Source organism: Aromatoleum sp., from assembly GCF_035254505.1.
Taxonomy (GTDB): domain Bacteria; phylum Pseudomonadota; class Gammaproteobacteria; order Burkholderiales; family Rhodocyclaceae; genus Aromatoleum.
Map to the genome: position 1 here is coordinate 42,396 of NZ_DATFAO010000086.1, position 22,542 is coordinate 64,937.

Here is a 22,542-nt window from a genome sequence, read left to right on the forward strand (position 1 = left end):
TTGAGTATTCGAGAGTGCTATGAACCTGGATGAGCTGCTTCGCCCCCTGGATGGCGAAACCCCGTGCGGCAGCGACATGATGTTCTCCGCCGAATTCGACCAGATCAACGAGGCGCGTCGATTCGACGATCCCTCGCTCGCCCAGGGCGAGTGGGTCGCCGAGCACAAGGAGGCCGACTGGACGCGCGTGGTCCAGCTTTGCGAAGACCTGCTCTACAGCCGGACGAAGGATGTGCGGGTCGCCGTTTGGATGGTCGAGGCGCTCGCCAAGACGCGGGGCCTTGCCGGAATGGGTGAAGGTTTCCGCGTGCTCGCAGGTCTGTGCGAAGCCTATTGGCCGCACCTGCATCCGCAGGTGGAGGACGACGACATGGAGCCGCGCATCGGTAACCTGGAGTGGCTCGCCCACCGCGCCAGCCGCCTCGTGCGCGAGTTCCTGCTGACTTCCTCGCCGAAAGGAAATTATTCGACCATCGATTTTGAGTCGGCGCGTGCGCTCGCCCAGAGCATCGAACGCAGTCCGGGGCAAGCCGACGAACTTGCCCAAGGAGCACGGCTGACGCTAGTTCAATTCGACGCAGCACGCCGCGACACGGCGCCGCGACATTTTGTCGACGGCGTGCGCGATGCGGACCTTGCGAGCGCACAGGTACGGCTGTTACAGACGGTGCTCGATCGTTTCCTCGGTCGCGAATCGCCTTCCTTTGCGGCAGTGCTCGACGTGCTGGATGACGTCCGCCTGCGCATGAAGCGTTATGCGGCGGAAGCCGGCGCGACCGATGCACCCGCGGAAGTGGTGCCCGCGGCGGTTGCCGGGCGGAGCGCTCCGACGCGTGCGGTGGGCGTCGTTGCCACGCCGGCTGTCGGAGGAGGAGGTCCGATCTGGTCGCGAGCCCAGGCAATCCGTCAGCTGCAGGAGATCGCCGCGTTCTTCCGCCAGACCGAGCCGCACAGCCCCGTCGCCTACCTTGCAGACAAGGCCGCGCGATGGGGCAGCATGTCGCTGCATGAATGGCTGCGTGCGGTGGTCAAGGACGACGGCGCCTTGCTGCACGTAGAGGAGTTGCTGGGCGTCGACCCTCGCGTGGGCGAATCGGGTCACTGACGGAAGACCGCGACCTTACCGAGTCCCGACTGGAAGTCGGGAACATCGCGGCGGCGTCGGTCAATTCATCAAACTGAACTCGATCCGGCGATTCTTCGCGCGCCCTTCGACGGTGTCGTTGGAGTTCGCCGGCCGGTCCGGCCCGACGCCCACAGCCGTCAAACTCGCCGCCGCAACCCCCTTGGCGACCAGATAGTTTCGGACGGTCGTTGCCCTGGCGAGGCTCAGCGTAATGTTGGCCCCCCGATCGCCCGTGCTATCGGTATGTCCGATGATCTGCAGCTTCGGATTGTTGAGCTGCCGGATCGCTTCCAGCATCTCGTCGAGGATCGTCGTCCCCAACGGGGTCAGCGTCGCCGCCCCGAGCTCGAATTCCACCACGCGGTTCGACAGCGTCTTGTCCAGAAGAGATTGCCCGCCGTTGCCGACGGTCAGTGCATTGGTCACGGTGTAAGTCGGATTGAGCGCGGTGGCGGCGTTGGCCGCCACCTGCTGGCGTAGTCCATCGTTGGCGACACGTCCTTTCAGCGTCACCTGCGTTCCGGTGACCTGTAATTCTCCCTGATGGACCTGCTTGAGGTCCGACTGCAGCAGTTTGCTCATGTAGCTGCCCCAGTTCGGAGGCGCGACCACGTCGGTCACTTCCATGCGGTCGACAACCGCGGAAGCGCCGTAGAGCTCGCGCATTCGAGCAAGGATCGCTGCGCGCGAAGCCTCGTCCGGAACTGTCCCGGAAACGACTATCTGTCCGCCAGCCGCGGGCTCGGCGAGCGCGTAAGCGGAAAACACGTTCAAGGCGACGGCGGCGGCCACGAGGCGTATCGAAATGGGCATGGTCATTCCCCGAGGAAAACTTCCCTGAACGTATTCAGCGCGGCTTCCAACGTCAGCGATGGTTGAGCAAGGTAGGAGGCGAGTTTGGCAACGCCATAGTCGTGAGTCAGATCCGGGTGCTCATCGATCCACTCCGGGTCGTCGAGTGCCACGGTCGTCTCTGCGGCAAGGGCAGGGGACAGCGCACACAGCAGAGTGTGCGCCGATGCCCCGTTGAAGCCGATGGTGAGGCGCGGCGACCGCGCGTCGTGGGAGATTAGCGCCTGAATCTCGATCGCCGTCTTGCGCAGCAACGCCGTCACGAGATACAGCCACAGTCCGGCAGCTAGGTAGCGCTGCTTCGTAGCGTAGGGCAGCGGCATGCTCAGCCCTTTCTCGATGGCGAGCGCCGGATTGCCGAGTACCGGCCGGAGCAGGATGCCGACGGCGAGGATGATGCGGCGCACCGCCTCTGGCGATTGTGCCGGCGAAAGGGACGATGCGAAGTCAGCCAAGGTCGTGCGGCGTACGTAATGCCCCAGCGGATCCTCGCGCAATGCCTTGTCGACAGTCGCCGTGCAATCGAGCGTGTCGACGGCCTGCATGACCTCACCCATATCGGCGCCGCCGGTCGCTCTTTCCGCGGCCTTGCCGAGTTCGCCGAGGGGGTGCAGGAGCGCGGCCGGGCCGCAGCGGAACATCAAACTGTCGTCCCGCTCGATCGTCGCGGCAGCGATGAACGGAAAGCGTCTCCCGGAGGCGTCCTGGCTCGGCCGCAGATGGCCGATCACCGAGACCCGGTTGCGGGCCCCGACGAACGCGAAGTCAAAGGTGGGCGCTTGGTCGTACGCGATCTTCCATGTGGGATCCGTCGATAGCAGTTCCATCCCGGCCGACATCCAGCGATCGAGCACTTCGATCAACTGGTGTTGGCCGGTCCCCTTCACAAAATCGCCCCGCGAAGGGATCTTGCCAAAGCAGGTAGCGGACATCTGGCGTTGTCCTTCAGCGCGCAGCCGAACCGTTGCCGGCAAAGGCGACCGCGGCGGGAGCAGCGGCCCCGGCCGGATCACCCACCACTTCTTCCGGCAGATGCAGGCCCGCGAAGCCCCGTTCGTTGGCTGCGTTGCCGTCGCCCGCCCGTGCCTGCGGATTGCTCACGACGCGCAGGTCCACGCTGATCGTCGTGTTGTCGTTCAACCACGTGAGCTGAAAGCTGCCGTCAGGCTTGCGGGTACGTTGTGCGGAGCTGATCAGCTTCTCGAGACCGAAGCGTCCCGGGATGTTGACGATCTCGATGACGCGTCCGTCGAAAGTCGTTGCCGTGATCCGAGCTCCCGGAACGCCTGCCGGATTGGGCCAGACGAAATTCGACCACTGCGCTACGCCGTTGCGATAGAGCAGCTTTTGCCCGTCGATTTCCACGCTGTATTCGGTGGTGCCGGGCGAGGGGTGCGGCAGCAGCATGAACACCGTTTGTGGCTGAGTCCCGCCGCCATCGCTCGACGCCGCGCCTTCGAGGGGGCCGACCCAGCGCGCGAATCCCGCGACGAATTCGGGGCGCAGCGTCAGTCCGAGATCGCCCCAGGTACGCGGGGCTACCGTGTTCCCGCGGCGGACAACGAGCGTTCCAAGCGAAGCGTCGACGAACTTCGCGATCGCACCTTCCGGACCGAAGATCTGTCCGATTTCCGTCGGGGTCGCTTCGATGCCGGCCGATGCCGCGAAGGGGTACTTGATAGCGAGTTTCTGGTTGAACGGTTCAAGCACCTGGGCCTGCCAGGTCTTGTTCACCTCCTGTTCGGCCGGCTTCACGAGCGCATGGAAGGTCTGCACGATCGGACGGACCAGCAGCGGTCGCAAGACCGTGCGCTGATCGTCCGACAGGCCGGCCAGCATCTGTTCGTCGACGAGCCGAAGGGCATCCGCAAACTCGGATTCGCCACCGTCGAGCGTCGCCCGCATCAGCTTGGCCGCACCCGGACCGGCGTCGCCCTGGTTCTTCAATTGATTGAGGCGAGTGCGCACCTGGCCCAGCTGTTTCAGGTAGATGTTGATCAGCGGATCGCTGCCGTCGCGCGGCACCATCAAGCGGCCCAGGCCGGCAAACTCCCGGCCGATCGGACCCATCGGAACTTCGAGTTTGGCCGAACTCACGTTGAGGTCGAGTTGCACCGGGCTGGGCGCCATGCGCAGGATCGAACGCTTGAACCATTCGATGAAGCCGGTCTGCGCACGTCCGATGCCTACGTTCGCAATAGACGGGTTATCCCACGAGGTCTGATCGAAGATGAGCTTCAGCAGGGTCCCAATCGGCGAATGTTGCGGATCGCCGAGGCGATTCATCGCGGTCGTTGCATCCGGCAAGGTTTCGAACTCAGCAATCGTCACACCCTGTACGAATCGCTTCCACTCTTCCGCGTAATCGGCCTTGTACATTGCGACGAGGGACTTCTGGATCTGTTCGGGGCTGCCTTCGAGCGTCAGATCGTCGTGCGCGGCGGTCCGTAGAACCCAGTCGGTGCTGTTCTGCTCGCTCGTCGCGGCATCCTTGATTGCGCCTTCTACGTATTCGCGCCACGCCTCGGCAGTAAAAGCTCCCGATACGACATGGCTGCCGGCCACGAGATTTGCATTTTCCGGTCCGACGGTGTTCGCGACTGAAATCGGCGGGAAGCGGGTCGAAGCGCGGGCCTTGATATCGGCATAGACGCGTTCCGCGGCCGGTATTCCGCGCACCACGTTACGAAGGTTCTCGCGAGTCTGGTCCACGATCGCGAGGTTGTTGGTGATCGTCGGCCAGTCGGTCGCGTTCACGTGCGCAAGATAGGCCGAAAGGACGCGCTCCCCGCTGCGGATCATCTGCTCGCGACTCATCGTCCCCCGATTCGCTTCGAGCCAGCTGCGCCAGAAGCGTGTGACCTGGTCCGAGAGATGACCGACCTCGACATGCTCGCGGTTTGCGAGCATCAGGTAGGTTTTCAGGGCGTTGTACGCATCTTCCACGTTGCTGGGAACAGCCTCTGTATAGGGACGATTCGCCGCTCGGGCAGATGGCGCGCTGTTGATCTCGTGTGTCTTCAGTTCGCCGGCATGCTGATTTACGTCTGCGAGGAAGCGTTCGAGGTTTTCCTTTACGGGCTTCAACATGACACCCTCGGCGCCTGCAAAGAGCTCATGCCTGAGCTTGTCTGCGACAACTTCCCCCTGATAAAGGCCGAGGCCGAGCGAAATCGGGTGGCTGTCGTTGAAGCGTTCGAGTTGTTCGAGCCGATCCTGAAGAATCTCCAGCGCCTCCATCCGTGATTGCAGGTCCTGGCGTCCTTCCTGAAGACGAACGATCTTGATAAGGTCTTGCTCGACGTTGGCAACCAGTTCGCGGTTGTTCAGGTAGGACCAGCCCCAGGCTCCGAGCGCGAGACCGAGCGCTGCCAGACTGACCGCGATGAAGCCCAGTCGTAGGCGCATGCTTTCGCGGCTGGCATATTGGCGTACGAGGTTGCGGTCGGCAAAAATCACGCGGGCGAAGAGATCCTTGAGAAAGAAGCCGTGATTGGATGCCGTGCGTACGGGCATCGGGCCCTCACCTTCGAGGCCGAACTGCCGGACGACTCGCGTGTCCGATAGCGGCCGCGTCTCACCGCTCTGCAGCGCCGAGGTGATGTAGAAACCGCGAAACACGGGTTGGAACTGGAACGGGTTTTCCTCGAACAGGGTCGCAACAAAGGCGCGCAGCGCCGGTTTGACCGACGCGAATTCGGACGGAAAGGTCAGTAGTCCGGGAGCACACCGTTCTCCGCTCGTCTGCGACAGCAGCGCCACGCTGAGCGCCCGCAGTCCTTCGTATAGCTCGTCGAAGCGCGCGTCGAATTGCGCGACGAGATCGCTCCGCGGCTGCGCTTCGTAGGGGAAAGTCGCGCCCCATACGCGGTCGCGTTCGTTCCAGTCCACGTCCTGGAAGAATTCGTGGAATCCCGGGATCAGGTCCGCCTTGGAAAACATCACGTAGACCGGGGCAAAGACCCGCAGTCTTTCGGTCAGCTCCTGAACCCGCTGCCGCAAGTTTTTGGCCAGCCCGATGGCAAAGGCCGGGGGATTGCCGATCAGCTCCCCGATGCTGACGGTCACGATGATCCCATTGATCGGCGCGCGCGGCCGGTGCTTACGCAGCAGATCCAGAAATCCCAGCCACTCGTCGCGGTCGTCTTCATAGATGGAGTAGCGGCCGGCCGTATCGAGGAGGATGCCGCCGGCGGTGAAGAACCAGTCGCAGTTCCGGGTGCCCCCGATTCCACGCACGTTGTGTGCGCCGCCGTCGTCGAACGGAAATTTGAGCCCCGAGTTGATGATCGCGCTGCTCTTCCCGGCGGCCGGGTTTCCGATGGTGATGTACCACGGGAGTTCGTACAGGGCTGCGGAACCGGCCGTCTGGCCGAGCTTCGATGTCCGGATCGTGCGGATCGCCTCCTGCAGCCGCGTGCGCAACGTGGCGACGTCCGCTTCGGTGGCGGCGTGCTTGGCCGAAGCCGCCGCACCTTGGTCGTCCAGCATCCTGCCGATCGCATCGGAGGCCTTGGAGGCGCGCCACTGGCGGAATGCCCAGACGGTAAGCCATGCGAGTACGACCAAGCCGCTTGCGAGTGCCGCCCAGAAGAGAGCGACCTTCAGTGTCTTGGCACCCAGGAAGAAGAACGCGACGGCCGCGCCGATGCCGACGAACGAAAGGAAGCGGGAGTCAGTCAGGAAGGAGCGAATGGAAAACATGGGATCGATTCAGTGTGTTTCGCGGAGTCAGGATGGAGCGCTTTCGGTAGCGGGCGGTGGGGAGAACGGGGTGACGAGCATTGCGGCACGCGACATCGGATCCTGGTTGCTGACATACACCACGGGACCGCCGGTGGACTGGGCCTTGGCGTGCGCGCAGGCCAGGACGATCAAGGACGCGATCGGCGAAACCGTTCCGCATACCGTACCGATTGGATGACAGTCCTCGATCGGGTCGATCGCCTCGAAACGGTCGTCCAGCGCCGCGTGCAATTCGCCGATCCGCGTATCGCGGTGGTCGCTGTCGGCGATGAGCGCACCTACGTCGGATGCGACGAGCTTGCGATGGACGAGAAGGTCGTCGATCAGGGCCGCAAGCAGATGCCCGCTGACCCGGCCACGTGCATCGGCCGGTTTCTCGCGGCGACCGGCGTTCACACGGCTCAGCGTCGCGCCGGCCTCGTGGTTTGTGGCAATGGCGGTTCGAGGAGAAGTCAGGAGCAGGCAGGCGCCCGCTTCACCTGGGATTTGGCCGGGCTGGTGGTTTGCGGAGAAGAGGCGCTTCTCGGCGTTCCATCTTTCGGTCGTGGCCTCGCCGACGTGCGACGTCGCCCCGAGCACAAGATGAAGCGTGGGCTGTATGGCGTCATGTCCGGCGCGCAGGATCAACTCGTCCAGCTCTCGTAGCGTCTCGGACTCGTCTGCGACGGGCTTGAGGTGCAATTCATATTCGTGGGGAAGGACATGCATATACCGCTTGTCCAGCCAAGCGGCGAGGCAGTCCCGTCCCACGGCGGCGACGGATTCGGGAATCAGCCACAAAAGCTCGAGCGTGGCCGGCGTGGCCCACTGATGAAGCCATTCGCTCGCCTGTGCCAATGCCGACGGGAGTACCTCGTCCACGAGCGCGAGTGTGCGGACCTGCTCCGGCCCGGCGCCGCAAGCCAGTCCGGCCGCCGCGAGCTCGGCCTCGATATCCACAAGCACTTCGGGGGTCAGGCCGTCAAGTCGCGCGGTGAAGATCGGGAAGCCTTCACCGCTGCGCAGGGTAGCATCGGGCTTTGGCCGGTCACCTGCGAGGACTGCAGCCAGCAACTCCTCGGCCGAGCTCCCCGTCCGCGCGACGACGGAAGCGCCGAGCAGCAGCAATTCCGCGAGGCGATCGGCAGCGTCACTGCGGCATGTCGGCCGCGAGTCGACATCGGCATTGCGATTCTCCGGCGTCGCCGCCGCGGGAGACGCGGGATTCTTGAGATGCTCGATGAAGCCGCGAAGAAGCCAGAAGCTTCCTACCAGCAGCAGGGGTAGCGCGCCCAGGCACAGGAGAAGGTCGCTCGTCGTCGGCGCGAAGTCGTTGGCTTTCCACCAGCCGAGCACCAGCGCCCAGACCAGTGCAAAGGTCAGCAGGGCGGTGAGCAGGACTCTTGAAGCGAGCGCCAACATTTTCTTGATCGAAGGGTCAGGGTTAGTCGGTGGTCAGCGATTGACTTGCGATCAGCATTGCGCCGCACGCCGTCTTGTCGCCATGACGTGCCGCCGGACGCCCATCAATCAGCGCCGTCGGATCGCCCGTGACGATCGTTGTGACACGTCCATGTCCCTTCTTCGGGCACGTCACCTGGTCGCCGACCCGGGCGATTCCCTTGCCGTCGCAATCGCTGCTTTCCGATGCGCCGATCACGACGCCGCCATGGCTGGTCTTGTCACCGAGAAGAATGAAAGGGCGCGACATCAATACTCCGTTCTGGGGAAGAGGCTGAAACCTTTGGGCCGGGGAAAAAGGGGTTTTCAGGTCCTCGGGCTTCCGAGCACGCCGCTGCGCGGCAGCTCTACGTGTCCAAGGTCCCTGAACGACCAGCGCCCTCCCCAGGTCAGCCCGTAGGTTTCGGCAAGCGCGCCATAGAGCTCGTAGCCATGCATGGCCCACGGGTCGCGTTCGGATATGACCACCCGGCCGTCGCGCACGAACGCGCAATCGCCTGCCAGACCGTACTGGTGGTAGCTCATATTGGCGCTGGCACGGGTCACCTGACTGCCCTGCAGGGCAAGCGCTGCCTGTCGTTCAGGTGAGCGGTACCCTTCAATCAGCGTCATTTCGTAGCCGTGCTGTTCCCGCATCACCTTGAAGACCGTCAGCAGGCGCCGAGTGAATTCGGGCGACAGCTGTTCCCAACTGCGGTTCGCTCCAGCGATGTCGGGGCGTATCAGTTCGACTTCCCGCGTCGTGAAAGCCTCGGGAGGTAAAGCAGGAGGGGGAATCAGGTGCTCGCCGCGTAGGAGTGCTTCGATCTGCCGGTCCTGGGATTGCGCGACGTCATCGAACGTGAAGATCGCGGGGCCTCGGATGACGCTCACGACTGCGGGGGGAGCGGCGACCAGGACGAATGCGGCGGCCAGCAGCAGCGGATTCTTCTGAAGCACTGTGACATTGCCGGCGAACGAAGGCCGCGTGGGCCGGCTTCCTTGGCCGTATGGCAGTTTCGAGCTCGCTAACGTCGGGGTCCGCTTCGTCAGCGCGCGCGCCAATTCGGCGATGTGAGTCCTATGCGCCGGAAGGGATATCAGAGCAACTGCAACGGAAATCGCGAGGAAGTAGATCGACAGCCAGATGAAAACCAATTCGCATTCCCCGTGGTACATCTCCCCTGCGTTCAGCTAACGTTTGAAAGCAGGGATTGCCCTCGCCGGCAAAAAGACGTTATCTTAAGACAATTGCAAATTAAATGTATATGTAATAGTACAAAAAAATATGAAAGATGCGAGTTCGGTAATCAAAAAGGTAGGTCCGGATATGTTTTCGACCGGTGCTGCTCGACGTGACGAGGGTACGGTCAAGATATTGAGCGATCTCGATCCTGCCCAGGCCCGCGTAGATCCTGATTCTGATGTTGTCGGATCTCGTGCAGCGATGCTTCTTTTTTTCGCAGTGGTGATACCCGCAGTCTTCATGTTGGCGCTGTGGCATCGAGAGCAGACGGAGGCGCTCGAAGTGCGCATGTCTCCGATGCGCGCGGAGCTTCCGCCGGTCGTTGCTCCTCAAGCCAGGACCGTTCCAAAAGACGCTGTCGCGGGCAATTCCACTGGGAATGACGGAGCCGATGGCGCAGCGCGTATCGTGTCGTCTGCCGCAGCACCATCCGCCGAAACGGCGATGTCGACAATGCAGCCGGCGACGGCCGTTCCGGCACGGAGCCTATCGAGCGCAAACGCGTTGAGCCGCGAGGCGAGTGCGGCTCTGCATGCCGCCGACCGTTCGCAAGACCCCGCCGCGAGGCCGGCCGTCGCCACGCGTCCCGAGCAGGGCTCACATCGTCCGTCGACTCGCCTCCAAGCCGCGGCCACTCTGGATTCAGGTGCCGGGACCGTTACCCGCTCGTCTCAGCACGCGGCTCCCGCCGGGCCTATTGCCGTGGCGGCAGAGTCCGACGACATCCAGCGGGACGTCGAGATCATCACGGCGATCGTGCGCGCCTCGTCGAAGTGAGCCTGCGCGGCGCTGTAAGCAGGTCTCTTCCTCAGGGAAGCGTGATGTTCAGTGTTGGCGGGCGCGGAGTGAGCTGAACCAGTCCGTCGTAGCCGGCGAGCGCCGCATGCGTATTGCTCTCCGCCTGTAGCGCGAGACCGACGTACGCGAGCAGGCCCAGCAGGGCAATCACCGACCCGATTCCCCAGATCGGCACTTCCCGCTTAAGCAAATGAGCGATTTGATCCGGTGCCGCCCACCGCGGCGCAAACCGGGCACGTTTCCCCTTGAGGTGAAGGAGTTGCTCGCCGAGTTGAGCGGTCAGATACTTCAGCTTTTCCGGACCTTCCAGCAGGTACTTGCCCTTGAAGCCCAATAGCAGGCATAGATGGAAGACTTCGAGAGCCGCAATTCTCGCGGCGCCCTCGTTTCGGGCGCGTTCGAGCCTGTCGAAGAAGTGTTCGCCAGCGAGTTGATCGCCGAACAGCACCAGTTGTAGCGGACGACGCTCCCAATCGTCACGGACGCCCATTCGGGACGCCAGGATCGATTCGTCGACGGCAGCGCAAAATGCATATTTCGCATCGAAGATGTCGTTGGAGTGAAAGTCATGCTTCTTTGCAAGCCGTTCGAAGTCGTCCAGGAATTTCTGGATGCTGACGCTGAACCGGGCCGCGTCCTTCGGCGTCTTCTGGTGATGCAGGAGCATCAGCATGTGAAATCCGTCGTACAGGAGATCGACCAGACCGTGCGGTTTCATACTGGCCGCATCGTTGAATGAGGCACTCGGGGCGTCGGCGAACAGGGAAGGGGCGCTTGTCATGACGTGACGGCAATCAGTTCGAGTTTGAGATCCTGGTAGCTCTCCGGAGCGTAGATCGCGATGGACTGCGCCTTCAGCATGCGCTCATAGAGCGCTCCGTGCGAGTCAAGGGCGAAGTAGCACGCGCCGGGACGCACCGGAATGGCGGCGGGAACCTGTTGAGCGTGCGTCAGGCGCACGCCGGACATTGCCGAGAGGACGAGCTTGTCGACATCATCGGGGGCACCCACTTTCAAGCGGAACGGAATCGTCTCGATGATTTCCGACAAGGGATGGCTCGCCGAGACTGCAAGGTAGAAGGCCGTGTCCGGCGCGATTTTGTCCGAATCCAGGCGACCCGCGTGATACGCCGGTCTGGGATTCGTGAGTGCGATCGAGAAATAGCGCGTCGAGATGACGGTCTCGAGCAGATCGCGCAGGATCGCATCGAGCTTCAGAAACGCCGGTCCGGGCTGCGCGTGTTGATACGCGGGAAGATCCGTCAGGCTGTAGCTGCGCGAAAAAGTCATGAGTCCACCGGCAAGCCGCAGCAGCTCCTGGTACATGCGCTCCGGATGAAGCTCCGGGTTCCTGGACAGGTGCATCAGAGCGGCGCATGCACTGCTGACCGTGTGCAGGAGCCAGAAGGATGCGATATCGCCCGAGCGGAACTCGATGATGTGTTTCGACGGTTCGCGGTGGAAGCCGTAGAGAGCATTGGCCTTGGCTTGCAGCGCTTCCAACTGCCGCCGCAGCAAGAGTGTCAGAAGCGGCGAGCTTCCGAGCGAGATCGAGGGGGGTAGAAACGACGGATCGTGCTCGAATCCTCGACTCGATGTCCGACGCACCCGGATCAGGGGCAAGGTCAGGAATTGTTCGCGCGGTTCCTGCTCGGCCTTGAGGAGGGATATCTTGCGAATCACGGTGATTTCGGCGTCGGCCGCATCCGTATATAGATCCGGCTTTTCCGTGCCGCAGATCAGGTAACGGGCGTGACCGGGCTGGGTTTCGTCACTCGTGCAATTGCCCCCGTGATTGCGAAGCTGGTGGAGCGCAAGGTGAAACTCGGTCCCGCTCTCCTCCTGGACGAGCGGATCGAGCGTCAGCGGAGGCGGAAGCTGATCGACGGCAGGGGCGCAAAACGATTCGCCGTTGGGGAGAATGGCGTCGATGCGATTGAAGCGAAGAGTTCCGCTTTGCAGCGCCTCGCTGTCCACTTCCAGTGCCCGAACGCCCCAACCGAACGGCTGAGCGGTCAGAAGCGTCGTGTGGCACAGCGACTCCGTGTACGCGTCCTGATGCTGAAAATGCTGGGGGCGGAGGAACAGCCCTTCGCCCCAGAGAATCCTTGGAAGACTTGGCAATGCAATATTCCTATGCGTTGCAGCGGCTGCCGGCTGCCGATCTTGCCGATTCCGCAGGTGCTTGATTGATCACGATGCCCGCGCCCGTGGCGAGGGCGCATGCAAGAGCGCCGACCGCGATACCGTTGTCCTTGGACGCTCGTGCGTCGAAGGCCAGCTTCCATCGTCCGGCGGAAGGTGCCCGGAACTGTCCGACGATGCCGATCGCAGTTGCGCGGGGTGATAGGGTCTGGGGCAATTCATAGGTTCGGCCCGGGATCAGCACAACTTCGCGTGATGACACGAGCTGGTCGGCCAGTAGTGCCCTTTCTTCGTCCGCGATGTTCGCTTGCGCATACGTCATGCGGCTGAACGCCTCCGTCCCACTCAGTTGGTAGATCTTGACGACCAAGGAGAGGGGCTTCCCGTCGGCCGACAGGTTCAGCTGTTCTGCGGCCTGGATGCGCAGGGGAACCTGGTAGCTTGCCTCCTCTCTGTGTTCGTCCTTCATTTCGCCCAGTCCCGCCGATTCGAGCGCAAAGGACACCGCCGTTCCCGCGACCTTCGCCGCTGTCGTTCCCGCGCATCCCGAGAGCAACAGGACGGCCAGGACGGCGAAAGCAGCAACGGGCCGCTGCTGGCCTGAACCACGCCGTCGGCTTCTTTCAGAAATTTCATTGGTATTTTCTGAAAAGAACATTTGAATATGCAAAAAGCTTGTTAAGCGACGGCCTGGACTGTACTATGCCGAGCTCTCAAGTGCAATGAATAGTAATAATGCATATGCCACACACGTTTTTGAGTTGTTTGGAATCCCGCGTTTTTCCTGCGTGTGCGCGAACGGTGGCAGCCGGGTGTGTCGGATTGGCACTCCTGCTCGGCGGTTGCGCGACGACGAAACAGCCGTTGAGTCAAAGCGAATTCGTAGCGGCCATGGAGAGTTCGTCGATCAAGATCGACGCCTTGATGGCCGAAAACAAGCAGGAGGAGGTGGTCGGTCTCCTCTCGCGGATGGCGAGTGACAATCCGGCACGTAAGGAGCCCTGGGTTCGTCTCGCAAAGCTCCATTTCGATGCCGGAGCCTATGGGCGCGCAATCGTGGCTGCAGATGAAGTGCTGCAGCGCGACCCGGCAGATCGGACCGCGAAGAGCGTGCGGGCGGTGAGTGGTCTGCGGGTTGCGACCGAGTCGCTGGCGGAATTGCGGAAGGACGCCGATCTGAGGGGGTCCGCCCAGGCGGATGCTCAAAGTCTCGCCCGGAACCTGCGCGAAACGTTGGGAGAGGATGTGCTGGTCCCGGTTGCGGCGATTCAGACCAGTGCTTCGACGGAGCCTACGCCGGAGCCTGTCCCGGTGAAGGAGCGACCGCGGAAGAAAGTGGTTCGACCGGCGCGGAACGACGCCGGTGGCCAGGCGCCGGGCGCAAACCCATTCAGTTCGCTCAGATAAGCCCGGGCGGAGCAAGCCCGCAGATTGGACCCGGAACGCGGATCGCGATCGATTCGAATACGGTTGTTTGGAGAGACTCGTGGCAAAGAAAGAGAGCGTACAAAAGCGGTTGCAGAAGGTGAGGCCGCCTCGGGTGCAGCTGACATACGACGTCGAGAGGGGGGATGCGCTCGAGCAAAAGGAGCTGCCTTTCGTCGTCGGCGTGCTGGGGGACTTTGCTGCCCAAAGCACCCAGGCACTCGGAAAATTGCGAGACCGCAAGTTCGTCAACGTCGACCTCGATAACCTCGACGACGTGATGGCTGGGCTCGCGCCTCGTGCCGCATTTCGTGCTCCGAACATGTTGTCGAGCGAGGGCGGAGAACTGGGGGTCGATCTGACTTTCCGGAGTTTCGAGGATTTTCGCCCCGAGTCTGTCGTCCGGCAGGTCGAGCCTTTGCGGAGGTTGCTTGAGGCGCGTTCGAAGCTTGCCGACCTGCGCAACAAGCTCGCAGGTAACGAGAAGCTCGAAGACTGCCTGAACGAGGTTCTCAGGAACACCGAGCAGCTCGAAAGCCTCGGCGCCAAAGCTGGCGAGGAGACCGAGCAATGACGATGCACGCGAGTGTTCAATCTGCAGTCGCTGCGCCGGCGGCGGCCGTGCTGCTCGACAGGATCATCGAGGAAAGCCGCGTCGCGCGTTCCGATCAGGAGCGCGAACGGGCCCGTGACATCATCAGCGAACTCGCCAACCAGGTCCTGGAAGGCGAGGTCCTGATCTCCGAAAACCTTGCCGCGTCGCTCGATGCGCGCGTCGCTGACTTGGATCGCCTTATCTCCGAGCAGCTGAGCGCAATCATGCACGCTCCTGCATTTCAGCAACTGGAAAGCGCCTGGACCGGCTTGCACTACTTGTGCAAACAGACGTCGACGGGCGAGCAGGTTCGGATAAAGCTGATGAATGCGTCGAAGAGCGAGCTGATCAAGGATTTCAAGACCGCGATCGATTTCGATCAGAGCGCGCTCTTCAAAAAGGTCTATGAAGAGGAGTTCGGAACCTTTGGCGGCGCCCCCTTCGGCACCTTGATCGGCCAGTTCGAACTGACGCGGCAACCGGAGGACATGTATTTTGTTGAACAGATGTCGCATGTCGCGGCTGCGGCCCACGCGCCCTTCATTGCTGCCGCATCACCTGAACTGTTCGGCCTAGATTCATATACCGATCTGGGCAAGCCCCGCGATCTCGCGAAGGTGTTCGATACCGTCGAGTATGCGAAGTGGAAATCTTTCCGAGATTCCGAGGACGCACGCTACGTCGGCTTGGCACTGCCGCGCTTCCTTGGACGATTGCCCTACAACCCGATTGATGGCGTCACTACCGAGGGCTTCAACTTCGTCGAGGACGTCGACGGGTCGGATCACGACAAGTACCTGTGGTGCAGCGCCGCGTTCGCGTTCGGCGCACGCCTCACCAGCGCATTCGAGAATTTCGGCTGGTGCGCCGCCATCCGCGGCGTTGAAGGGGGCGGCTTGGTCGAGGATTTGCCGACTCATACCTTCCGTACTGACGACGGAGAAGTGGCCTTGAAGTGCCCGACCGAGGTCGCAGTGACCGATCGGCGCGAGAAGGAACTGAGCGACCTGGGTTTCATTCCGCTGGTTCATTGCAAGAACACGGATTACGCCGCGTTCTTCGGCGCTCAATCCGCGCAGAAGCCTAAAAAATATGACAGCGACGCGGCGAACGCAAACGCATCGCTTTCGGCCCAACTGCAATACATCTTCGCCGTGTCGCGAATCGCGCATTACATGAAAGCGATGATGCGCGACAAGATCGGCAGTTTTGCGTCGCCCGCAAACGTCCAGGGCTATCTCCAGCGCTGGATCGACCAATACGTTACCGCGGACGACTCCGCGTCGCAGGAAACCAAGGCGCAGTTCCCTTTGCGGGAAGCTTCAGTCGAAGTGAGCGAGGTGCCGGGACGACCCGGCGTGTACCGCGCGGTCGCGTTCATCCGTCCCCATTTCCAGCTCGACGAGCTTTCGGTGTCCTTGCGTCTCGTCGCCGAGTTGCCCGGTTCCGGTCAGGCTTGATCCTGAATACCAGTTCTCAAACAGAGGAGCAGCGTCGTAATGAAGGATATTTACATCGAATTCAAGGGAAGCGACATCAAGGGCGATTCCCGCGATACCCGTCACAAGGATACCGTTGAGGTTTATAGTTGGACGCACCAGATGCGTCAGCCGAAGTCGGCCACTGCATCGGCGGCGGGCGGACATACCGCGGAACGCGTCGAGCATGGTGAAATGATCTTCACCAAGGATATCGACGGCGCGAGCCCCAAGCTGTACCAGGCGTGCTCGTCGGGGCTTGTCGTCAACGATGTGATCATCTACTTCTACCGCGCCTTCGGCGGCAAGAACACGACCGGCAACCCGTCTTCGACTCAGAGCCGGCATCAGTTCATGAAGATCGAACTCAAGAACGTCATCATTGGTTCGATTTCGCCGAGTGTGAGCGGCGAAGGAATCCCGCAGGAAAGCTTCTCGCTGAAGTACTCAGCAGTGAAGTGGACCTACGACGAGCTCAATATCGACGGTACCAAGTCGGGCAAGGTCAATATCCAGGGCGCCTGGAACCTGGCGAAGAACACGCCGAACCTGACCTGATGGGTTGCGTCTCACATGATTGCGGCGGAATTGCGTTTCCGCCGCTTTTTTTCCGGCCTTCGCGATGAAGGAATTCGAACCGTCGCTATTCGACAAACTCTTCGACGACGTGCCGATGCTCGCGACGCGTCGTCGTCTTTCCCTTGAGGAATTGAAGGACTCGGTCGCACGGGATCTCGAAGCACTCTTGAATGCGCGCACGATCATCGACGACGAGGCGATAGAGGCTTTTCCCCAAGTTTCCGACTCGGTCGCCAGCTTCGGGTTGAGCGACTTCGCCGGACTTAGCCTGGCCAGTGTCCACGATCGTTTCCGCATCTGTGGATCGATCGAAAGGGCGATTGCACGTCACGAACCGCGCCTCAAGGATGTGCATGTGACGCTGGAACTCAATCGTCAATCGACCAATGCACTCTATTTTTCGATCCGGGCCGTGCTGGTCGTGAGGCCGGCGCAGGAGCCCGTGTGCTTCGACGCCTTGCTGCAACCCACGACGTTGCAGTATTCCGTGAACAAACAGCGATTGCGCGGAGTGGCATCCTGAATGGAGGAACTGCTTCCGTATTACGAGCGGGAACTGGGATTCCTGCGCCGGCACGCGCGGGAATTTGCCGAGCGCTATCCAAAGATCGCAGCGCAACTGCTGATCTCCGGCGAAGGCTGCGACGATCCGCACGTCGAGCGGATGATCGAATCCTTTGCGCTGTTGAATGCGCGAGTCACCAAGAAACTCGAGGACAGCTATCCTCAGTTCACCGAGGCGCTCCTCAACGTTCTGTATCCGCATTATCTGCGACCGTTTCCGTCCTGTTCGATTGCGCATTTCGATACAGAAGGCAACGCCCAGGCCCTGTCGACCCCTGTGACCATCCCGCGCGGGACGGATCTGCATTCACGTCCGGTAAAGGGCGCGGTCTGCCGGTTCCGTACCGCCTGGTCGGTCGATCTCGTGCCTGTGCGGGTGGTCGACGCGGCCTTTGAACCCGTCATCCGCGCGCCCGCAGACCTTTCATTGCCCGTCGGCAGTTGCGCGTCGCTGTCGTTGACTCTTGAAATGCCGAAGGGTGAGGGCACGCAGGCGACCATCGGCCAGTTTCCGTTGCGCTTCTACATCGACGCCGAGCCGTCCGTGGCGGTCGCGGTACGCGATGCCTTGTTCCTCAAACTCGCCAAGGCATTCGTCATGGGAGAGGACGGGAGATGGATAGCGTGCCCGGAGGATCTGATCGGCGAGGTCGGGTTCGCCGATGATGAGGCGCTGATCGATATGCCGGCCAGTTCTCACCGCGCCTATCGGCACCTGACTGAATATTTCGCCTTCCCGGAGAAGTACAATTTTTTCGACGTCGCCTTGCCCCGGTTGTCACGGTCGGTACGTGCGCAGACGCGGATTACGCTGTTGCTGGTCATGAAGGAATTGCGCGCGGACAGCGATGCGTCGCGTCTATTGCAGACACTCACGGCGAAGAATTTCAGGCTGGGGTGCGTGCCGGTCGTGAACCTGTTTCAGCAACGGGGCGATCCGATCCGCGTGACTGAAAGAGCGTCGAGCTACCCGGTCGTGGCGGATGGCCGTCGTGCATTCGCGTACGAGGTCTACTCGATCGACGCCGTACGACGCGTGCGCCAGTGCTCTACCGGCGAGACGGTCACGGAGTTTCGCCCCTTGTTTTCGCTGCAGCACGGCGAGGATGTGGGCCGTCATGGCAACTACTGGTATGCGCAGCGCAATGCGCTGGTGGCTGCAAGAAGCCCCGGGTACGAGACGGAAATTTCGCTGGTCGATTCCGATTTCGATCCTGTTCAGGAAAAGGCCGATGTCCTGAGCATCCAGCTCACCTGCACCAATCGCGAGTTGCCGACGTTCATGTCGGTTGGCTTGCCGTCGGGAGATCTGTTCGTCGAAGGCGGATCGGTCGCGAAGTCGGTCCGGCTGCTGCGCAAACCGAGCCAACCATATCGCTTCGACCACCGTGGCAGTGGCCAGTGGCGCCTGATTTCCCATCTCTCGCTGAATCATCTGTCCCTGAGCGGAAGCGGTGTTGCGGCATTTCGCGAGATGCTGACCCTCTACGATTTGCCGCGCTCCGCTTCGTCGCGGCGACGTATCGACGGCATCCTCGCAATCGAGCAGGCGGAAAAGACGGTGTGGATGGCGGGCCGGCCGTTCGCGACGTTCGTGCGCGGACTGGAGGTCAGGATCACCGTGGACGAGGCGAACTTCGTGGGCAGCGGTCTGGATCTCTTTGCCCGATGCATAGACCGCTTCCTCAGCTTGTATGCTCATTTGAACAGTTTCGTACAACTGGTGCTGCTATCGGGCAGGACCGGTGAGGAGTTGATCCGATGCGTCCCGCGTACCGGCGAATCGATCCTGGGCTGATCGAGCAACTGGTCTCGGCTCCGCAGCGATTCGAGTTCTTCCAGGCGGTCCGGGTACTGGAACGGGTATTCGCAGCCAGGGAGGCGCGTCTCTCCCGCGAAAGGCCCTTGGAGTCGATCCGTTTCCGCAATTCAACCGCGCTTGCATTCGCCCCAAGCCAGATCGAAGCTGTGGAATGCCATCGTCGCGTCGATGCCGAAGGGCAGGCGCGCGGCGAGCTGGAACGGATCGAAATCACGCCCAGCTTTATCGGCATGTTGGGCATTCACGGTACGCTGCCTTCCCACTATACGGAGCGCGTTGCCGACCGCGAGCGCTATCACAAGGATCGCGCTGCCCGCGCGTTTTTCGATCTCTTCTCGAATCGGGCGGTTGGCAATTTCTATCGCGCTTGGAAGAAATACCGCCTGCCGGTCGCCTATGAGCAAGACCGGCGCCAGTCCTTCCTGCCCATGGTCCTTGCGCTCGCCGGTTTGGGCTTCGATGCGCTGCGGGATCGATTTCAAAGCGACTCGGGTAGCGTCGATGATGAAGTCATCGCGCATTTCGCCGGCGTGCTGCGGCAGCGTCCGCTGTCGGCCGCGGTGCTGCAGGACGTGCTGGCGGGCTATTTTCGCGTGCCGGTGCGGATCGAGCAGTTCGTCGGGAAGTGGTATGCGCTGCCGCCGGACCAGCGTTCGACGCTTGGCGGCACGAACGCCGCATTAGGGGCCTCGATGCTGCTGGGCGAACGCGTTTGGCAGCGGAATCTGCGCATTCGCATCTGGATCGGGCCGCTTGCACGCGACATGCACGCCCAATTCCTCCCGCGGGGCGAGCGGGCGGCCGCGCTGGAGAAGCTGCTCTCGCTTTCGTCCGGCCACCACTTCGAGTACGAGATTCGACCCATCCTGCGCGCGGATGATGTCCGCCCTGCGCGGCTTGGAGGTGGAATGCGGCTCGGTTTCGACAGTTTCATCCTCACACGTCCCTCGGACACGGATCGTGACGATCCGATGTTCGAATCGCACCCTGTCCATTGACTCGAAACAAGCCAAGAACAATGAGTACTTCGCTCAAGATACTGATCAGCAAACTCAACAACACCAGTCGCAAGGCAGCAGAACACGCCGCGAGTCTTTGCATGGGACGCGGCAATTACGAGGTGGACCTGGAACACTTGTTCCTGGCACTGCTTGAGCAGCATGACAGCGATGTATATGTGATTGCCACGCGCTGCGGAATCAGCCCGTCGGCCCTGGAACGGGACTTGATGAAGGAGATCGAGGGATTCAAGACCGGAAATTCGCGCACGCCGGTCTTCTCCCCGCATTTGCCCCGGCTGTTCGAGCAGGCGTGGTTGCTGGCCTCGCTGGATGAACGATTGCCTCGCATCCGCTCCGGCCATTTGCTACTCGCGCTGCTGACGGAGCCCGAGCTGTCGCAGTTGGCCTTGCGCGGGTCGTCTCTGTTCGCGCAGGTCAAATTGGGCGAGCTGAAGCACAACTTTTCGGCACTGACGGAGGGTTCTGTCGAGGCAACTGAAGCAGTCGGTTTGTCGCCGGACGCTGCTACGGCCGGCTCGGCCGAAAACGTCGACGGTCGGACGATAACTGGAGATGGCGCCGCTACTCCGGCTCTGGATCAATTCACGACCAATCTGACGCAACGCGCCCGGGACGGCAAGGTCGATCCGGTGATCGGGCGCGACAGCGAGATCCGGCTCGTGATCGACATCCTGATGCGGCGGCGGCAGAACAATCCCATCCTGACCGGCGAGGCCGGCGTGGGGAAGACGGCAGTCGTTGAGGGGCTTGCACTGCGAATCGCATCCGGCGACGCGCCGGCGCCTTTGCAGGAGGTCGAGCTTCATGTGCTCGATATGGGTTTGCTGCAGGCCGGGGCAAGTGTGAAGGGCGAGTTCGAAAATCGTCTGAAGAACGTCATCGACGAGGTGAAGGGCAGTCTCCGGCCCATCGTGCTTTTCATCGACGAAGCCCACACCATGATCGGTGCCGGAGGGCAATCGGGCCAGAACGATGCGGCCAATTTGCTCAAGCCGGCCCTGGCCCGCGGAGAACTGCGGACCATCGCTGCCACCACCTGGGCGGAGTACAAGAAATACTTCGAGAAGGATGCGGCGTTGGCTCGCCGCTTTCAGGTGGTCAAGGTCGAGGAGCCTACGGAGCCCATGGCCGCCGCGATGTTGCGCGGGATGGTGCCGTTGATGGAAGACCATTTCGGGATCCGCGTGTTGGACGAGGCGGTTACCGAGGCGGTCCGGCTGTCCCACCGCTACATCAGCGGCCGTCAGCTGCCGGACAAGGCGATCAGCCTGCTGGATACCGCGTGCGCGAAGGTCGCGCTGGGCCAGAGTTCGACACCCGCGCTCATCGATGACGATGAAAAGCGATTGCTGCGTGACCGGGCCGAGTTGGCCGTGCTGGAGCGCGAGGCGACGACCGGAGCCGGTCACGACGTGCGCCTGGTGGAATTGCGGGAGCAGATTGCAGCCGTCGAATGCGATCTGGCGATCTGGAAGGCCCGCTTTGATGAAGAGCGGACCTTGGTGGGGAAGATCCTCGACTTGCGGCGGGGTATGGAAGATCCGGCGGAGCCGCAGGCCGACGCGGATGTCGCTTATGCCGCAGATGCAGGTCGTGCGGTCGGGTGGCGCGGCGCGAAGGACGAGTTGGACGCGCTAATGTCCCGATTGCGGGACATGCAGGGCGAGACGCCGATGGTGCCGCTTCAGGTGGACGGCCATGTCGTCGCGGAAATCGTGGCGGCATGGACGGGAATTCCGCTCGGCAAGATGGTGAAGGATGAAATTCGCACGGTGCTGAATCTGAAGGCGCTCCTGCAGGAGCGGGTGATCGGGCAGGACCATGCGTTGGAGTCGGTTGCTCAACGCATACGGACGGCGCGCGCGAACCTCGAGGATCCGAACAAGCCCAAGGGCGTCTTCATGTTCGTCGGGCCCTCCGGCGTCGGGAAGACCGAAACCGCGCTTGCCCTGGCAGATATCCTGTACGGCGGAGAGCGCAAGCTCGTGACCATCAATATGAGCGAATACCAGGAGGCGCACAGCGTATCGGGGCTGAAGGGTTCGCCCCCTGGCTATGTCGGGTATGGGGAAGGGGGTGTCCTGACGGAGGCCGTGCGGCGCAATCCTTATAGCGTGGTGCTGCTCGACGAGGTCGAAAAGGCGCACCCCGACGTGTTGGAGCTGTTCTTCCAGGTTTTCGACAAGGGGGTGCTCGACGATGCCGAGGGGCGCGAAATCGATTTCCGCAACACCCTGATCATCCTGACGAGCAACGTTGGCTCGAGCCAGATCATGCAGGCGTGCCTGAACCGGCCTGCCGAGGAGATGCCGTCAGCAGAAGACCTGGGGGCGGCGCTGCGGCCGGTGCTGTGCAAGGCGTTCAAGCCAGCCTTTCTCGGGCGGATGCAGGTGGTGGCCTACTATCCGATTTCGGATGAGGTGCTGGCGCAAATCATCACGCTCAAACTGCGCCGCATCCGCGACCGCGTCGCGACGAATCACAGGGCGGCTTTCGTGTGGGACGAAAAGCTGGTGGATGCCGTTCTCGCCCGCTGCACCGAGGTCGATTCGGGGGCTCGCAATGTTGATCACATCCTGAACGGCACGCTGTTGCCGGAGATTGCCGAAGCCGTATTGGGACGCATGGCGGACGGTGCGGAGATCGAGAGGATCCGGGTGACGGCCTTGAAGAGCGGCGGATTCCGCTATTCGATCAAATGAACCGATTCGCATGAGTCGCCAGG

General features: G+C 62.0%; 19 protein-coding genes. 10 read left to right on the top strand and 9 right to left on the bottom strand.

What is annotated here, in order from left to right:
• Positions 1-19 precede the first annotated feature (19 nt).
• Positions 20-1,105: a type VI secretion system protein TssA gene (tssA, locus tag VJ673_RS17265; protein ID WP_324127395.1), complete on the top strand. Its 1,086-nt coding sequence runs from the start codon at positions 20-22 to the stop codon at positions 1,103-1,105.
• 60 nt (positions 1,106-1,165) lie between these two features.
• Here tssA and VJ673_RS17270 read toward each other — a convergent pair whose 3' ends face one another.
• The 6 genes from VJ673_RS17270 to VJ673_RS17295 are packed head-to-tail and all read right to left on the bottom strand — an operon-like array spanning position 1,166 to position 9,301.
• The gene (locus tag VJ673_RS17270) at positions 1,166-1,918 is read right to left on the bottom strand and encodes an OmpA family protein (RefSeq protein WP_324127396.1); all 753 of its coding nucleotides are present in this window, start codon (positions 1,916-1,918) and stop codon (positions 1,166-1,168) included.
• 23 nt (positions 1,919-1,941) lie between these two features.
• Positions 1,942-2,910: a type VI secretion system-associated protein TagF gene (tagF, locus tag VJ673_RS17275; RefSeq protein WP_324127397.1), complete on the bottom strand. Its 969-nt coding sequence runs from the start codon at positions 2,908-2,910 to the stop codon at positions 1,942-1,944.
• 13 nt (positions 2,911-2,923) lie between these two features.
• Positions 2,924-6,682 (bottom strand): type VI secretion system membrane subunit TssM, encoded by a 3,759-nt coding sequence (gene tssM / locus VJ673_RS17280; protein ID WP_324127398.1) that lies wholly within the window; start codon positions 6,680-6,682, stop codon positions 2,924-2,926.
• Positions 6,683-6,709: 27 nt separating this feature from the next.
• On the bottom strand, positions 6,710-8,125 hold the full coding sequence (locus tag VJ673_RS17285) for a hypothetical protein (RefSeq protein ID WP_324127399.1): 1,416 nt from the start codon (positions 8,123-8,125) through the stop codon (positions 6,710-6,712).
• A gap of 22 nt (positions 8,126-8,147) precedes the next feature.
• Complete coding sequence (locus VJ673_RS17290) at positions 8,148-8,414, bottom strand: PAAR domain-containing protein (protein ID WP_324127400.1); 267 nt, start codon at positions 8,412-8,414, stop codon at positions 8,148-8,150.
• 56 nt (positions 8,415-8,470) lie between these two features.
• A complete protein-coding gene (locus VJ673_RS17295) occupies positions 8,471-9,301 on the bottom strand; it encodes a M15 family metallopeptidase (RefSeq protein ID WP_324127401.1) in 831 nt (276 codons plus the stop codon).
• A 130-nt stretch (positions 9,302-9,431) separates the two neighbouring features.
• On the opposite strand from VJ673_RS17295, the gene VJ673_RS17300 reads away from it, so the two are divergent.
• The gene (locus VJ673_RS17300; protein ID WP_324127402.1) at positions 9,432-10,166 is read left to right on the top strand and encodes a hypothetical protein; all 735 of its coding nucleotides are present in this window, start codon (positions 9,432-9,434) and stop codon (positions 10,164-10,166) included.
• Positions 10,167-10,197: 31 nt separating this feature from the next.
• On the opposite strand, the gene icmH is transcribed toward VJ673_RS17300, so the two are convergent.
• Genes icmH through tssJ form a run of 3 tightly spaced genes read right to left on the bottom strand, consistent with a single transcriptional unit; the run spans position 10,198 to position 12,990 of the window.
• Positions 10,198-10,968 carry a type IVB secretion system protein IcmH/DotU gene (gene icmH, locus VJ673_RS17305; protein WP_324127403.1) on the bottom strand — a complete coding sequence of 257 codons (771 nt, stop codon included), beginning with the start codon at positions 10,966-10,968 and terminating at the stop codon, positions 10,198-10,200.
• Positions 10,965-12,311 (bottom strand): type VI secretion system baseplate subunit TssK, encoded by a 1,347-nt coding sequence (gene tssK, locus VJ673_RS17310; RefSeq protein ID WP_324127404.1) that lies wholly within the window; start codon positions 12,309-12,311, stop codon positions 10,965-10,967. Before tssK ends, icmH begins: the two co-directional genes overlap by 4 nt.
• 10 nt (positions 12,312-12,321) lie before the next feature.
• On the bottom strand, positions 12,322-12,990 hold the full coding sequence (tssJ, locus tag VJ673_RS17315; RefSeq protein ID WP_324127405.1) for a type VI secretion system lipoprotein TssJ: 669 nt from the start codon (positions 12,988-12,990) through the stop codon (positions 12,322-12,324).
• Between the two features lie 164 nt (positions 12,991-13,154).
• On the opposite strand from tssJ, the gene VJ673_RS17320 reads away from it, so the two are divergent.
• The 8 genes from VJ673_RS17320 to tssH all read left to right on the top strand — a co-directional run bounded on the left by VJ673_RS17320 (position 13,155) and on the right by tssH (position 22,519).
• Positions 13,155-13,739 (top strand): tetratricopeptide repeat protein, encoded by a 585-nt coding sequence (locus VJ673_RS17320; protein ID WP_324127406.1) that lies wholly within the window; start codon positions 13,155-13,157, stop codon positions 13,737-13,739.
• A gap of 79 nt (positions 13,740-13,818) precedes the next feature.
• Positions 13,819-14,331 carry a type VI secretion system contractile sheath small subunit gene (tssB, locus tag VJ673_RS17325; RefSeq protein WP_324127407.1) on the top strand — a complete coding sequence of 171 codons (513 nt, stop codon included), beginning with the start codon at positions 13,819-13,821 and terminating at the stop codon, positions 14,329-14,331.
• Positions 14,328-15,812 (top strand): type VI secretion system contractile sheath large subunit, encoded by a 1,485-nt coding sequence (gene tssC / locus VJ673_RS17330; protein WP_324127408.1) that lies wholly within the window; start codon positions 14,328-14,330, stop codon positions 15,810-15,812. The genes tssB and tssC overlap by 4 nt, the downstream gene beginning before the upstream one ends.
• A 39-nt stretch (positions 15,813-15,851) precedes the next feature.
• Entirely contained in the window at positions 15,852-16,388 is a 537-nt protein-coding gene (locus VJ673_RS17335) for an Hcp family type VI secretion system effector (RefSeq protein ID WP_015435378.1), read from the top strand.
• Between the two features lie 64 nt (positions 16,389-16,452).
• Positions 16,453-16,932, top strand: a complete 480-nt coding sequence (tssE, locus tag VJ673_RS17340; RefSeq protein WP_324127409.1) for a type VI secretion system baseplate subunit TssE — start codon at positions 16,453-16,455, stop codon at positions 16,930-16,932.
• Positions 16,933-18,771: a type VI secretion system baseplate subunit TssF gene (tssF, locus tag VJ673_RS17345; protein ID WP_324127410.1), complete on the top strand. Its 1,839-nt coding sequence runs from the start codon at positions 16,933-16,935 to the stop codon at positions 18,769-18,771.
• Positions 18,735-19,793: a type VI secretion system baseplate subunit TssG gene (gene tssG, locus VJ673_RS17350; protein ID WP_324127411.1), complete on the top strand. Its 1,059-nt coding sequence runs from the start codon at positions 18,735-18,737 to the stop codon at positions 19,791-19,793. Before tssF ends, tssG begins: the two co-directional genes overlap by 37 nt.
• A 20-nt stretch (positions 19,794-19,813) precedes the next feature.
• Complete coding sequence (tssH, locus tag VJ673_RS17355; protein WP_324127412.1) at positions 19,814-22,519, top strand: type VI secretion system ATPase TssH; 2,706 nt, start codon at positions 19,814-19,816, stop codon at positions 22,517-22,519.
• Positions 22,520-22,542 lie beyond the last annotated feature (23 nt).

Bases quoted from the DNA above. Each gene is read 5' to 3' on its own strand.
- tssA (WP_324127395.1), top strand. From the start codon at position 20: ATGAACCTGGATGAGCTGCTTCGCCCCCTGGATGGCGAAACCCCGTGC.
- tagF (WP_324127397.1), bottom strand. From the start codon at position 2,910: ATGTCCGCTACCTGCTTTGGCAAGATCCCTTCGCGGGGCGATTTTGTG.
- tssM (WP_324127398.1), bottom strand. From the start codon at position 6,682: ATGTTTTCCATTCGCTCCTTCCTGACTGACTCCCGCTTCCTTTCGTTC.
- VJ673_RS17285 (WP_324127399.1), bottom strand. From the start codon at position 8,125: ATGTTGGCGCTCGCTTCAAGAGTCCTGCTCACCGCCCTGCTGACCTTT.
- VJ673_RS17290 (WP_324127400.1), bottom strand. From the start codon at position 8,414: ATGTCGCGCCCTTTCATTCTTCTCGGTGACAAGACCAGCCATGGCGGC.
- VJ673_RS17300 (WP_324127402.1), top strand. From the start codon at position 9,432: ATGAAAGATGCGAGTTCGGTAATCAAAAAGGTAGGTCCGGATATGTTT.
- icmH (WP_324127403.1), bottom strand. From the start codon at position 10,968: ATGACAAGCGCCCCTTCCCTGTTCGCCGACGCCCCGAGTGCCTCATTC.
- tssJ (WP_324127405.1), bottom strand. From the start codon at position 12,990: ATGTTCTTTTCAGAAAATACCAATGAAATTTCTGAAAGAAGCCGACGG.
- tssC (WP_324127408.1), top strand. From the start codon at position 14,328: ATGACGATGCACGCGAGTGTTCAATCTGCAGTCGCTGCGCCGGCGGCG.
- VJ673_RS17335 (WP_015435378.1), top strand. From the start codon at position 15,852: ATGAAGGATATTTACATCGAATTCAAGGGAAGCGACATCAAGGGCGAT.
- tssE (WP_324127409.1), top strand. From the start codon at position 16,453: ATGAAGGAATTCGAACCGTCGCTATTCGACAAACTCTTCGACGACGTG.
- tssF (WP_324127410.1), top strand. From the start codon at position 16,933: ATGGAGGAACTGCTTCCGTATTACGAGCGGGAACTGGGATTCCTGCGC.
- tssG (WP_324127411.1), top strand. From the start codon at position 18,735: ATGCGTCCCGCGTACCGGCGAATCGATCCTGGGCTGATCGAGCAACTG.
- tssH (WP_324127412.1), top strand. From the start codon at position 19,814: ATGAGTACTTCGCTCAAGATACTGATCAGCAAACTCAACAACACCAGT.